The following is a 12,491-nucleotide window of genomic DNA, read 5'->3' as shown; positions in this document are numbered from 1 at the left end:
ATGGCGGACGAGACCCTTGTCACAGTTTCCGACGGTGCCCTGCGGGGCACCCGCATCGGCGACCTGCTCGCCTGGCGCGGAGTCCCCTACGCAGCTCCTCCGGTCGGCCCGCTGCGACTGCGCGCCCCGCAACCGGTGCAGCCGTGGACCGGCGAGCGCGACGCCACGCACTTCGGTGCCGCGGCGAGCCAGCACCCACGGGGCCTGACCATCGGCTTCCGGAAACAGCAGCCCGCGAGCGAGGACTGCCTGACGCTCAACGTGCTGGCACCCGCGGCCCCCGCCGCGGCACCCCGACCGGTGATGGTGTTCATCCACGGCGGCGCCTACACGCTGGGCACTACGGCGCTGCCGCTCTACGGCGGGGAATCGCTGGTACGCCGCGGTGACCTGATCTACGTGTCGATCAACTACCGGCTCGGCAGCCTCGGCTATCTCGACTTCACCGAATTCTCCACGGCCGAAAGACCGTTCGACTCCAATCTCGGACTACGCGACCAGGTTGCCGCGCTGGCGTGGGTGCGCCGCAACATCGCCGCCTTCGGCGGCGACCCCGACAACATCACGATCTTCGGCGAGTCCGCCGGCGGCAATGCCGTGACCACGCTGCTCGCCACCCCGGCGGCCGAAGGACTGTTCGCCCGCGCCGTCGCCCAGAGTTCGGCACCCAACCTCGTCGTCGACGCCGAGCATGCGGCCGAGTGGGCGCGACGTTTCGTCGAACTGCTCGGCGCAGACCGGGATTCCGCGGTCGAGGCACTCGGGTCCGCCACTCCGGTCGACTTCGGCCGTGCCGCCCGGCGGCTCAGCGGGCGCATCCTGCACGAGACTCCCGGTCTGCACGCGTTCGGTCCCGTCGTCGACGGCGACTACCTCCCCACCACCCCCGTCGAGGCCTACGAAACCGGTGCCGCACATCGGGTTCCGCTCGTCATCGGCACCAACGCCCGGGAGGGGACGCTGTTCCCGCGGGTCCTCGACGCGCTGCCGACCAATCAACTCCGCATCGAGCAGATGTTCGGGCTCACCGATCCCACGGCGCAGGAACGCGTCGTCGCGGCCTATCCCGGGTATCCGGACGCCCGGGCGGCCGTCGACCTCGGCGGCGACCTCACGTTCTGGCATCCCTCGATCGAGATCGCCCAGGCCCACTCCCGCCACGCCCCCACCTACAGCTACCGGTTCGACTACGCGCCGCCGCTGCTGCGCTGGACCGGCTTCCACGCCACCCACGCCTTCGAACTGCTCTCCGTGTTCGGCCAGGCCGACACCGCCCTGGGACGGGTGGTCACCGCCGCCGGGGGCCGGCGTGCGCTGCGCACGGTGAGCGACGCGGTGCAGCGCCAATGGCTGCACTTCGCGCACGTGGGAGAGCCGCTGCCGTCGTGGCCGCGCTACGACGAACACGACCGCGCCACCGTCGTCTTCGACGACCCGACGCACGTGGAGTACGACCCGTGGCGGGAGCGGCGACTCGCCTGGGCCGGGTACCGCGGCTACCGCGGAGTGGCGCTGCCGCAGCGGTGAGCGCTCACTTGACCACGGTCAGCAGGAACACGACGTCCTCGAGCGCGGTGACGCTGTGCCGGACGGTGGGCAGCACCAGATAGTCGCCGGTCGAACCCTTCCAGGAATCGTCCCCGGCGATCAGGGACAGGCGCCCGCTGAGCACCTGCAGGGACCCCTCGCCGGGGCCGTCGTGCTCGGCGAGTTCGTGTCCGGCGAGCAGCGCGACCATCGTCTGCCGCAGATGCCTGGCGTGCCCGCCGAAGATGGTCTGCGAGCTGCGGCCGCTGCTCGATGCCGCCGCCAGCTTCAGTTGCTGTCGCGCCAGAGCCGTGAGGGATAGCTTGTCCATGGCTGCCCTTCCTGGTCGGGGTACGCCCTCGCAGTATGGCCCACCGGACGCGCCACCGGTCAGGTTCGCGTGTACCGGACGAAACGGAACCCGATTCCGTCGCCGGATTCCTGCCGCTCACCGACGTCCACGGCCGTCCACTCGGAACCGATCGGCGGGGCGAAGGCATCCGCTCCGGTGTCCAGGTCCACCTCCGTGACGAGCAGCTGCGTCGCGTGCGGTACGGCCTGCGCGTAGATCTGTCCGCCACCTATGACGCAGACGTCGCCGTCCCCGGCGAGCGCCAGGGCCTGCGGCACCCCGTGGGCCACCTCGGCGCCCGCGTCCGACCAGGCCGGGTCGCGGGTGACGACGATGTTGCGCCGGCCCGGCAGCGGCCGGAAGCGCGGCGGCAGCGACTCCCACGTCAACCGGCCCATGATCACCGGCTTTCCCCGCGTCGCGGCCCGGAAGTGCGCCATGTCCTCGGGGATGTGCCACGGGATCGCACCGTCGCGGCCGATGCCCCCGGCGCGGTCCTGCGCCCAGATCAGGACGACGTCCCCCGCCGCCGTCATACCGCGACCGGGGCCTTGATGGGCGGGTGGTGCCGGTAGCCGGTGACCTGCACGTCCTCGTACTCGTACTCGAAGATCGACCCGCGCCGGTTCAGCTCCAGGGTGGGGTACGGATAGGGCTCCCGGGCGAGCTGCTCGGTGACCTGCTCGACGTGGTTGTCGTAGATGTGGCAGTCCCCGCCCGTCCACACGAACTCGCCCGGCTCGAGATCGGTCTGCTGAGCGACCATGTGGGTGAGCAGCGCATAGCTGGCGATGTTGAACGGCACGCCGAGGAACAGGTCGGCGCTGCGCTGGTACAGCTGGCAGCTGAGCCTGCCGCCGGCGACGTGGAACTGGAAGAACGCGTGGCACGGCGCGAGCGCCATCTTGTCGATCTCGCCGACGTTCCACGCGGAGACCACGATGCGCCGCGAGTCGGGGTCGGTGCGGATGGTGTCGATCGCCTTGGTGATCTGGTCGATGTGCCCGCCGTCGGGGGCCGGCCAGGACCGCCACTGCACCCCGTAGACGGGACCGAGCTCGCCGTCGGCGTCGGCCCACTCGTCCCAGATGGTCACGCCGTGCTCCTGCAGCCACTTGACGTTCGAGTCGCCGCGCAGGAACCACAGCAGCTCGTACACGATCGACTTCAGGTGCACCTTCTTGGTGGTGATCAGCGGAAAGCCCTGCGCGAGGTCGAAACGCATCTGGTGCCCGAACAGGCTGCGCGTACCGGTGCCCGTCCGGTCCGCCTTCGGCGTGCCGGTCTCGAGCACCAAGCGGAGGAGGTCTTCGTACGGGGTGGGCACGGCAGTCACCCCGACAGGCTATCGCCCGTGCGTGGTTGTGGTCGTCGGGGCAGCCCGAAGCACGCACGAGCGCGATAGCCTGGCACCATGCCCGAGCTGCCCGAGGTGGAAGCCCTGGCGGTGTTCCTGCGCGAGCACGCCGTCGGTGCCGTCGTCGGCCGGATCGACGTGGCGGCGCTCAGCGTCCTGCAGACCGCCGACCCGCCGGTCACCGCGCTGCAGGGCCGCGACGTCACCGGCGTGTCCCGCTTCGGGAAGTTCCTCGCGGTCGACTGCGCCGGGCTGTGGCTCGTCGTGCACCTCTCACGCGCCGGGTGGCTGCGCTGGCAGGACAACCCGTCGCCGGCCCCGCCGAAGCTGGGCCGCGGCCCGCTCGCGCTGCGGGTACATCTGTTCACCCCCGAGGCCGCCACCCCCGCCTTCGACCTCACCGAGGCCGGCACCCGCAAACGTCTGGCCGTGTGGATCGTCGACCGCCCGCAGCAGGTGCCCGGCATCGCCCGGCTCGGTCCCGACGCCCTGGCCGTCACCGCCGACGAGCTGGCCGCGCGACTGGCCGGCAGCACCGCCCGCCTGAAGACCGCCCTCACCGACCAGCAGGTGCTCGCCGGGATCGGCAACGCCTACTCCGACGAGATCCTGCACGTCGCCCGGCTGTCGCCGTTCGCGCCGGCGGGCCGGCTCGGCGACGAGCAACGACAGGCGCTGTACGACGCGATGCGCACGGTGCTGCTCGACGCCGTCACCCGTTCCGTGGGGCAGGACGCCGCACGGCTCAAAGGCGAGAAGCGGTCGGGGATGCGGGTCCACGCCCGCACCGGGCTGCCCTGCCCGGAGTGCGGCGACACCGTCCGCGAGGTCGCCTACGCCGAGCGCTCCTTCCAGTACTGCCCCACGTGCCAGACCGGCGGCAGGATCCTCGCGGACCGGCGGCTGTCGCGGCTGGTCAAGTGAGCGGTGCCGTGCGGACCCGCGCCGACCCGGACGGACACCCGGCGGTAGCGTGCGGCTGTGACGGTTCTCGACGGTCTCCGCGGGTGCGCCCGCACGCTCGACCCCGGCTACTTCGCGCTCGTGATGGCGACCGGCATCGTGTCGATCGGCATGCATCTGCACGGCCTGACGACGGTGTCGGCCGCGTTGCTGCTGGTCTCTGCCGTCGCCTACGTCGTCCTGCTCGCGCTGACCGGGTGGCGGCTCGTGCGGTTCCGCGACGAGGTCCGCACCGACCTCACCGACGCGAGCCGCGCATTCGGATTCTTCACGTTCGTCGCGGGCAGCAACGTGCTGGGGATCCGACTGACCATGGACGGGTGGCACTCGACGGCCGCGGTCCTGCTCGCCGGCGCGGCCGCGACGTGGCTCGTGCTCGGCTACGTCATCCCGTGGACGGCGGTGCTCGGCACCCGCCGGCGCCCGGTGATCGCCAAGGCCAACGGCAGCTGGTTCGTGTGGGTGGTCGCAGCCCAGTCGGTCGCACTCGCCGCGGCGACCCTCGAGCCGGTCTACGACGACCTGCGCCGGCCGCTGTCGCTGGTGGCGGTGTTCGCGTGGTCGGTGGGCCTGTTCCTCTACGCCGCGGCGGGCGTGTTCGTCGCGGCACGGATGATGCAGTATCCGCTGCGGCCGGTGGACCTCACGCCGTCGTACTGGGTGTCGATGGGGGCCGCGGCGATCACCGTGGTGGCCGGTTCCCGCATCGTGGCCATGGAGTCGGCCCCGATGGTCGACGCCACCCGCGGACTCGTCGCCGGGCTGGTCGTGGTGTTCTGGGCGTTCGCGACGTGGCTGCTGCCCGCCCTCGTCGCCGCCGGATGGTGGCGGCACCGCACCCACCGCATCCGGCTGCGCTACGAACCGGGCCTGTGGTCGATCGTGTTCCCGCTCGGGATGTACGGCGTCGCCGGGATCTACCTCGCCGAGGCCGACGAGCTGCCGTGGGTCGGTGCCGTCGGCCGGACGGAACTGTGGGTGGCCGTGACGGTGTGGGCGGCGGTGTTCGCCGCGATGCTCGTGCACCTGTGGCGCACGGTGCTGCGTCCGCGTCCGGCTACCGTGGGCCGGTGACGACCGAGGCCCTCGACGACGATTCGGTGCACGGCGTGCTGCATCACCCCGACGGCGCTCCGCGCGGTGCGGTGGCCCTGACCCACGGGGCGGGCGGCAACTGCGACGCGGCGATCCTGCGGCAGCTGTGCGGCGCGTTCGCCGACGCGGGGTTCCTCGCGTTGCGCTTCGACCTGCCGTTCCGGCGCCGACGCCCGAAGGGGCCGCCGCAGCCGTCGCGGGCCGCGGAGGACCGGGCCGGGATCGCGGCGGCGGCCGAGGCGATGCGGGCCCGCACAGTCGGCCGACTCGTGCTCGGCGGTGTCTCGTACGGCGGCCGGCAGACGTCGATGCTCGCGGCCGAACGACCCGGCGTCGCGGACGCGCTCGTCCTGCTGTCCTATCCGCTGCATCCGCCGGGCAAGCCCGAGAAGGCGCGCACCGAGCACCTGCCCGCGCTCGCCGTGCCGGCGGTGTTCGCCCACGGTGACCGCGACCCGTTCGGCACCCTGGACGAGATGCGCGACGCGGTGCCGCTGATCCCAGCGCCCGTCGTGCTGCTCCCGGTGACGGGCGCGGCCCACGACCTCGGCAAGGCGAGGACCGATCCGGCACCGTCGATCGTGCACGCCGTGTCCGGGCTGCTCTCGGACACGGCGTCCCGGGCGTAGCACCCCCGACCGCGGGCGGGGCGTCGGTGGCCGGGTCTCGGGTGGATCCTCCCCGACGACGGCCGGGGCGGTCTCTCGCATCCAGCCGAACCGCCGTTGCAGCCGGTGTCCGGCAGTCGATTCGGCCCTCCAACCTCCGACGGGACGCGGAATCCGGGGGTTAGAGTCGATCACGTCGGACCTGGGAGCAGGGAGGTGGGCGGTGCCTACGTCTCGGTTGCAGACCCCCGCGAGGACCCTGCCGATCATCCTGGCCCTGTCCCTCGCCTTCACGATCACGGTCGTCGACCCGCTGGTGCTGAGCCTGAACATGCCCCAGGTGAGCCGGGCCCTCGATGTGCCACCGCAGCTCGTCGGATTGCTCGGCGGCACGGCGACACTGGTGATGGCCGCAGCCGTCCTCGCCGCGGGCAACCTCGGCGACGCGTTCGGGCTTCGACGCCTGCTGATGTCGGGACTGGTCGTCGTCACCGTCGCCGATCTGCTCTCCATGCTCTCGCCCCACTACGCCTTCCTGCTTGCGATGCGGGTCGTGGCCGGATTGGGAATGACGGCGCTGCTCGGAGTGCCGCTGGCACTGCTCAAGACGTCCGTGACGGACAAGCAGCGGCCGACGGCCATCGGCGTCTTCGTGGCCGTCGAGATGATTCTCTGTGGGGTACTCCCTGCGTTGACGGGCTGGGCGGTGGCGGCCGCCGGCTGGCAAGTGGTGTTCCTGGTCGCACCGCTGCTGGCCGTGATCTCGCTTCTGCTGACGGCGAGGTTCGTCCCGGAGACGCCCGTTCAGCATCGCGCTCGGCTGGACGTGGCCGGCGTCGTCCTGGTCGGTACGGCGCTCCTGGCACTCGTCATCGGGCTGGCAGCCGCGCAGAACGGCATCCTCCGGCCCCAGACATGGCTCCCGCTGGCTGTCAGCGTGGTCGCCGCCGTGCTGTTCGTTCGCCACGAACGTCGCACCCCCGTACCGGCACTGGACCTGGCGCTGTTCGGAAGCCGGGCCTTCAGCGTGGCCCTGGCGGCGACCTTCACGCTGAATTTCCTCATGGCCGGGCTCGGCATCGTCCTGGGGCAGTTCGGCAGTGTGGTGCTCGCGCTGTCGCCGGAGACCGTCGGCCTGCTGTTCCTCCCCGGCACGCTGCTGATCGCCGGTTTCGTGGTCTGGTCCGGGAGCCTGGTGGGGAGGTTCTCGCCGAGACCGGTGATGGTCGTCGGCCTCCTGTTCATGGCAGCCGGCGGACTGCTGATGGCGGGCACGATCGATCCGGCAATGGCGCTGTGGTTGCTCGTCTCGGCCGTGTGGCTGTACAACCTGGGCTCGATGGTGACCTCCACCTCCGTGTCCGAGACGGTGCTCTCGCAGGCGCCGAGCGGGCAGTCCGGAACGGTGGCTTCCGTGCAGCTGGCCTTCGGGATGACCGGCTATGCGTTCGGGCCCACCGTGTACCTGCTGCTTCTCAACGTGTTCTTCCAGCGAGAATGGCTGGCCGACACCGAGGCACGCGGGCTGACGGCGACCCAGGGCGAGCAGGCCGTGGATGCCGCGCGTAGCGCGGTGGCGCAGAGCCTCGGTGGCGCCGGGTACGACCCGAACCTGCTCCGGCAGGCGGGCGGTCTCGATCTCGGCGCGGACCTGGCCGACGCGGTGCGCCTCACCATGCTGACGGTCAGCGTCCTGCCCGTCGCCGTGGCGGTGGCGGCCTTCGTGCTCATGTCCCGCCGCACGGGGCCGACGGAGCGAAGGTGACCACCAGCACGTCCCTCCGCGCCGGCTTTCCGGGGTCGACGGGCCGGATCGGCGAAACACCGTGCCAGGTGCAACGGTCGTCGCCCAGGAGGAAGGTGCCGGGTTCGCGCAGGGTCGTCGTCACGAGTCGCTCGCCGTCCGGGCCGAACACCGAGCTTTCGCCCCCGGCGGCGTTGTCGACGCCGATCAACAGGGAACCGACCAGCGTGACACCGTCGCGGTGCACGCCCTCGGGTGTGGGCCGGCCCTCGTTGTCTGCCGAGGCGACCACACGGAACGGATGCACCCACACCGTCCATTCGGGAGCTTCGTCGAGGACCGGCGCGATCCGGCCCACGAGCTTCACCGTGCGCTCGAACAGCGGATCTTCGAGGAACGCGGCCCTCAGCGGTTCGAAACGGCGGTCCCGGGCGAGGTAGAGGACGTTGGAGCCGTCCGGCTGGACGAAGTCCCGGTGCGCCGCGGGCTCCAGCGCGCCGTCGGCCGTCCGGTACCGGAATCGGCCGTAGCGCCGCAGCCGGTGCACACCCTGTTCTGCCGCGTACGGGTCGGGCTCGAGCTCCTCCCAATGCGCGGAGAACCGGACCCACGCATCGGCGTCGGCACCGAGGGATCGCCACAGGTCTGCCGCCGGCATCAGGAACGTACCCACGGAGGCGAGCGCACGCCGTGCGGCGTCGACCGGATCCGTGCCGGACTCCGCACCCCCCGCAACCGTCATCGACTCAGAATCGGCGAGGACGGCCCCCAGCGCAACCGTCGCCGGTGCAGACCACGCCGCTGCCCACAACGCCGCTGCCCACCGAAGAGCCGCCGAAGGAAACCCATGGGGTCGACGAGCGCGAACGCCACCGTCGGCACGGCGAGCTGCCCAGGAAGCGGCCTCCGCCCGCCGCGGCAGTCAACCGGTCAGGGAGCCTGCCGAGCACCGCGCAACCGATCCAGATCGTCCTGCACCCGTGCACTCACCGCCACGGGATACGGCGCCCCCGCCTCGTCGAGGGAACGAAGCGCCGTCGGAAGGGCGTCGATCTGCTGCCGTGCACGCCGTCGCGCGTCGTCGAGTCCTGTGTCGTACTGCGGCAGCCGCCGGCCGGCTCTCATGACGGGCACCAGCAGCGGCTCACCCGGGAGGTCCTCGTCCGGCCGGCCGATGGTGTCGCCGGCGAATACGCCGCCGTCGGTCCGCCGGAACACCTGCTTGCGCCCGGGATGGAGCACCTTGCCGCTCGACAGCTTCGTACGTCCGACGCCGGCGTACTCGACCAGCTTGTACGCCATGTCGAGGGTCGGCGCGTCCTGGGCGATCGACAGGTGGGTGCCCACACCGAAGCCGTCGACGGGGCAACCGGCGTCGAGCAGTGCCGCGATGCTGTACTCGTCGAGGCCCGACGAGGCGAAGATCCGGACGTCGTGCAGCCCCGCTGCGTCGAGCCGGGCGCGCGCGGCCTTCGACAGGGCACCGAGATCACCGGAATCCAGCCGGATCGCGCGCACGTCGAACCGATCGCCCAGCCTCCCGGCCAGGTCGACGACGAGGTCCACGCCGCGCAGGGTGTCGTAGGTGTCGACCAGCAGCGTCGTACCCGGATACAGCCGGGCGAACGCCTCGAAGGCCTCGGCCTCGTCGTCGAAGGCCTGGACGAAGCTGTGCGCCATCGTGCCGAACGCCGGAATCCCGTACTCCCTGGCGGCGAGCAGATTCGACGTTCCGGCGGCTCCCGCGAGGTATCCGGCGCGGGCGACTTCGAGCGCGGCGTCCGTGCCGTGCGCCCGGCGTGCGCCGAAATCCACCACCGGGCGCCCCTGCGCGGCCTCGACGATGCGCGCGGCCTTGCTGGCGAGGACGCTCTGCAGGTGGATCCGGTTCAGCACGAACGTCTCGACGAGCTGTGCCTCCAGGATCGGCGCGACGACCTGCACGATCGGTTCGTTCGGGAAGACCACCGTGCCCTCCGGCACCGCCCACACGTCGCCGGTGAAGCGCACCGCAGCGAGCTGTCCGAGGAACTCGTCGGAGAACAATCCGAGCCCGCGCAGGTATCGCAGGTCGTCGTCCTCGAACCGGAACGCCTCGAGGAAGTCGAGCACATCGGGCAGGCCGGCGGCCACCACGTACGACCTTCCGGGCGGCAGCTTCCGGAAGAACGTCTCGAACACGGCCGTCTCCGACATGCCCCGGACCGCGTAGGCCTGCGCCATCGTGACCTCGTACAGGTCGGTGAACAGCGCGGCGCCCGGGAATCGCACGGCGACCGTCACCCGAGCCCGGTCCGGGCCGGTGTGTTCTCCATACCCGAATTCTCACACGCCGGCGAGGCGCCGGCGGCCGGTTGCGTCCGGTGCACGAGAGGGGCCGTCTTCGACGGCACCTATGCTGACGGTGTGAGCACTACCGGTGACGCTACGACCGCCGGCACCGCCGTCGGTCGCCCCGGTGACGGCACCGCCGTCGGTCGCCCCGGCGACCGCACCGCCGACATCGACGGACTGCTCGCCGAGATCCGGGATCGGCTGACCGACACCGTCACCACCCGCGCGAGCCTGCAGAGCCTGCTCGAGGCGGTGCTCGTCGTCGGGTCGGGTCTCGAACTCGACTCGATGCTCCAGCGCATCGTCTCCGCGGCCGTCACGCTGCTCGACGCCCGCTACGGCGCGCTGGGCGTGCGGGCTCCCGACGGTGGACTCTCGGAGTTCGTCTACGTGGGTATCGCCCCCGAGGCGCGCGGCCGCATGGGGCATCTGCCGGAGGGCCGCGGCCTCCTCGGTCTGCTCATCAACGACCCGAGGCCGGTGCGCATCGCGGACCTGTCCCGGCATCCCGCGTCGATCGGCTTCCCTCCGGGACATCCGCCGATGAAGAGCTTCCTCGGGACCCCGATCATGGTGCGCGGCAAGGTGTTCGGCAGCATCTACCTCACGGAGAAGGTCGGTTCCCCGGCGTTCACCGAAGAGGACGAGGTGATCCTGAAGGTGCTCGCGACCTCCGCGGGCGTCGCGATCGACAACGCGCGCCTGTTCGAGGGCTCCGTCACCCGCGAACGCTGGCTCGAGGCGGTGGCGACGATCAACTCCCGGCTGCTGGTCGGCGGCTCGGTCGACGAAACGCTGGAACTGCTCGTCGACCGCGTGCGCGACCTCGCCCACACCGACGGCAGCTACGTCGTGCTCGTCGACGGCACCCAGGGCACGGTCCGGGCCGCCGCCGCACCCGGCCCGCCGTCGGCCGGCACTCGCCTCGACCTCACCGGTTCTCCTGTGCTCGAGGCGATCCGGACGCGGCGCACCCTGCTCACCGACAGTCTCGAGGGCATCCCGGACGCGGCGGGCACCGACGGCCGCGCCGTCGTCCTGCCGTTGTCCGCCACCTCCGGCGCGAGCGGCGCCCTGATCGTCACCCGGGCGGCCCGATCCGACGCGTGGGACGACGAGGACGTCACGCGGCTCGAATCCATGGCCGATCTCGTCACCGTCGCGCTGGAGTTCGCCACACAGCAACGCAAGAAGCGGTTGCTGGACGTGCTCGCGGACCGCGACCGCATCGCGCAGGATCTGCACGACAACGTGATCCAGCGGTTGTTCGCCACCGGGATGAGCCTGCAGAGCACGCTGGTTCCCGGCACCGACCCCGACCGGGTCGCGAACGTGGTCCAGCACGCCGTCGAGCAACTCGACCGCACCGTCCGCGAGATCCGCACCACCATCTTCGATCTGCACACCACCGGCGCCGCGGCATCGACCAGCCTGCGGCGGCGGCTGCTGGACGTGGTCGGCGACCTGACCGCCCAGTCGCCGGTGGCGCCGAACGTCCAGTTCTCCGGGCCGATAGACACTCTGGTCCCCGCCCGCATCCATCCGCACGCCGAAGCGGTGCTGCGGGAAGGACTCAGCAACGCGTTGCGTCACTCGCAGTCGGAGAAGATCTCCGTATCCGTCTCAGCGGGAGACGAATTCACGATCGAGATCGTCGACGACGGCATCGGGCTGCCGGACGCCCCGCGCCGCAGCGGCCTCACCAACCTCGAGCGGCGCGCCCAGCAGTGCGGCGGCCGCTGCAGCATCGGCCCCGGCGCGACGGGCGGCACGCGCGTGGTGTGGCAGGCGCCGCTCTGACGGGTCGGCGTCAGACCTCGCGCTGCTTGCGCAACTCGGTGGCGAGCACCGCGGCCTGCGTGCGACGCTGCATCCCGAGCTTGGCCAGCAGCCGCGAGACGTAGTTCTTGATCGTCTTCTCCGCCAGGAACAGCCGCTCGGCGATCTCGCGATTGGTCAGGCCCTCCCCGATCAGCTCGAACACGGCCCGTTCCTGGTCGGACAGTTCGGCGAGCGGATCCGCCGTGCGGGACGCGCGGATGCGTTCCATGAGCGCGGCCGTGGCCCGGCTGTCGAGCAGCGAGCCGCCGGCCGCGACGGTCCGGATCGCCGACACCAGGTCGGTGCCGAGGATCTGCTTGAGCACGAATCCGGACGCACCCGCCATGATCGCGTCGAACAGGGCCTCGTCGTCGGCGTAGGAGGTGAGCATGAGAGCGCGCAGCTCCGGCATGCGGGCCCGCAGCTCACGGCACAGTTCCACGCCGTTGCCGTCGGGCAGACGCACGTCGAGGACCGCGACTTCGGCTCCGCTCCCCGGGATGCGGGCCAGCGCCTCGCCGACCGACGCGGCCTCCCCGACGACCGTGAAGTCGGGCACGCTGTCGAGCAGGTCGACCAACCCGCGCCGCACGATCTCGTGGTCGTCGACGAGAAATACCCGAGGCATCGTCCCTCACCTTTCCTGGCACCGGTGTTGCGGTGACCATGCTCGCACACCACCTGCCGCGG

12 protein-coding genes are annotated in these 12,491 nt (G+C 71.4%); 6 read left to right on the top strand and 6 right to left on the bottom strand.

The window, feature by feature from the left end:
• Positions 1 to 1,527 carry a carboxylesterase/lipase family protein gene (locus QNA09_RS04425; RefSeq protein WP_010593050.1) on the top strand — a complete coding sequence of 509 codons (1,527 nt, stop codon included), beginning with the start codon at positions 1 to 3 and terminating at the stop codon, positions 1,525 to 1,527.
• Positions 1,528 to 1,531: 4 nt separating this feature from the next.
• On the opposite strand, the gene QNA09_RS04420 is transcribed toward QNA09_RS04425, so the two are convergent.
• Genes QNA09_RS04420 through QNA09_RS04410 form a run of 3 tightly spaced genes read right to left on the bottom strand, consistent with a single transcriptional unit; the run spans position 1,532 to position 3,206 of the window.
• Positions 1,532 to 1,858: a cupin domain-containing protein gene (locus QNA09_RS04420; protein ID WP_010593051.1), complete on the bottom strand. Its 327-nt coding sequence runs from the start codon at positions 1,856 to 1,858 to the stop codon at positions 1,532 to 1,534.
• Between the two features lie 59 nt (positions 1,859 to 1,917).
• Positions 1,918 to 2,415: a dihydrofolate reductase gene (locus QNA09_RS04415; RefSeq protein ID WP_017679422.1), complete on the bottom strand. Its 498-nt coding sequence runs from the start codon at positions 2,413 to 2,415 to the stop codon at positions 1,918 to 1,920.
• Positions 2,412 to 3,206: a thymidylate synthase gene (locus tag QNA09_RS04410; protein ID WP_010593053.1), complete on the bottom strand. Its 795-nt coding sequence runs from the start codon at positions 3,204 to 3,206 to the stop codon at positions 2,412 to 2,414. Before QNA09_RS04410 ends, QNA09_RS04415 begins: the two co-directional genes overlap by 4 nt.
• Positions 3,207 to 3,293: 87 nt before the next feature.
• On the opposite strand from QNA09_RS04410, the gene QNA09_RS04405 reads away from it, so the two are divergent.
• The 4 genes from QNA09_RS04405 to QNA09_RS04390 all read left to right on the top strand — a co-directional run bounded on the left by QNA09_RS04405 (position 3,294) and on the right by QNA09_RS04390 (position 7,667).
• Positions 3,294 to 4,160: a DNA-formamidopyrimidine glycosylase family protein gene (locus QNA09_RS04405; protein WP_308072287.1), complete on the top strand. Its 867-nt coding sequence runs from the start codon at positions 3,294 to 3,296 to the stop codon at positions 4,158 to 4,160.
• Positions 4,161 to 4,217: 57 nt separating this feature from the next.
• Complete coding sequence (locus QNA09_RS04400; protein ID WP_308072286.1) at positions 4,218 to 5,273, top strand: tellurite resistance/C4-dicarboxylate transporter family protein; 1,056 nt, start codon at positions 4,218 to 4,220, stop codon at positions 5,271 to 5,273.
• Positions 5,228 to 5,923: an alpha/beta family hydrolase gene (locus tag QNA09_RS04395; RefSeq protein ID WP_124259059.1), complete on the top strand. Its 696-nt coding sequence runs from the start codon at positions 5,228 to 5,230 to the stop codon at positions 5,921 to 5,923. Before QNA09_RS04400 ends, QNA09_RS04395 begins: the two co-directional genes overlap by 46 nt.
• A 217-nt stretch (positions 5,924 to 6,140) precedes the next feature.
• Positions 6,141 to 7,667 carry an MFS transporter gene (locus tag QNA09_RS04390; protein WP_048774071.1) on the top strand — a complete coding sequence of 509 codons (1,527 nt, stop codon included), beginning with the start codon at positions 6,141 to 6,143 and terminating at the stop codon, positions 7,665 to 7,667.
• On the opposite strand, the gene QNA09_RS04385 is transcribed toward QNA09_RS04390, so the two are convergent.
• Both QNA09_RS04385 and QNA09_RS04380 read right to left on the bottom strand, forming a co-directional pair.
• A complete protein-coding gene (locus QNA09_RS04385; protein ID WP_010593058.1) occupies positions 7,630 to 8,388 on the bottom strand; it encodes a 2OG-Fe dioxygenase family protein in 759 nt (252 codons plus the stop codon). The genes QNA09_RS04390 and QNA09_RS04385 overlap by 38 nt on opposite strands.
• Before the next feature lie 188 nt (positions 8,389 to 8,576).
• Positions 8,577 to 9,917 (bottom strand): nicotinate phosphoribosyltransferase, encoded by a 1,341-nt coding sequence (locus tag QNA09_RS04380; protein ID WP_371851028.1) that lies wholly within the window; start codon positions 9,915 to 9,917, stop codon positions 8,577 to 8,579.
• 231 nt (positions 9,918 to 10,148) lie between these two features.
• Here QNA09_RS04380 and QNA09_RS04375 point away from each other — a divergent pair, with 231 nt between their 5' ends.
• On the top strand, positions 10,149 to 11,780 hold the full coding sequence (locus tag QNA09_RS04375) for a GAF domain-containing protein (protein WP_029539920.1): 1,632 nt from the start codon (positions 10,149 to 10,151) through the stop codon (positions 11,778 to 11,780).
• A 10-nt stretch (positions 11,781 to 11,790) separates the two neighbouring features.
• On the opposite strand, the gene QNA09_RS04370 is transcribed toward QNA09_RS04375, so the two are convergent.
• Positions 11,791 to 12,429, bottom strand: a complete 639-nt coding sequence (locus QNA09_RS04370; RefSeq protein ID WP_003937734.1) for a response regulator transcription factor — start codon at positions 12,427 to 12,429, stop codon at positions 11,791 to 11,793.
• Between the last annotated feature and the right edge of the window lie 62 nt (positions 12,430 to 12,491).

The organism is Rhodococcus sp. AH-ZY2 (assembly GCF_030916465.1).
GTDB classification, from domain to species: domain Bacteria; phylum Actinomycetota; class Actinomycetes; order Mycobacteriales; family Mycobacteriaceae; genus Rhodococcus; species Rhodococcus ruber.
This window is presented reverse-complemented; position numbering and strand designations above follow the sequence as displayed.

What these genes read in the sequence shown, in the direction of transcription:
- QNA09_RS04425 (WP_010593050.1), top strand. Translation starts at nt 1, where the DNA reads ATGGCGGACGAGACCCTTGTCACAGTTTCCGACGGTGCCCTGCGGGGC.
- QNA09_RS04420 (WP_010593051.1), bottom strand. Translation starts at nt 1,858, where the DNA reads ATGGACAAGCTATCCCTCACGGCTCTGGCGCGACAGCAACTGAAGCTG.
- QNA09_RS04415 (WP_017679422.1), bottom strand. Translation starts at nt 2,415, where the DNA reads ATGACGGCGGCGGGGGACGTCGTCCTGATCTGGGCGCAGGACCGCGCC.
- QNA09_RS04405 (WP_308072287.1), top strand. Translation starts at nt 3,294, where the DNA reads ATGCCCGAGCTGCCCGAGGTGGAAGCCCTGGCGGTGTTCCTGCGCGAG.
- QNA09_RS04385 (WP_010593058.1), bottom strand. Translation starts at nt 8,388, where the DNA reads ATGACGGTTGCGGGGGGTGCGGAGTCCGGCACGGATCCGGTCGACGCC.
- QNA09_RS04370 (WP_003937734.1), bottom strand. Translation starts at nt 12,429, where the DNA reads ATGCCTCGGGTATTTCTCGTCGACGACCACGAGATCGTGCGGCGCGGG.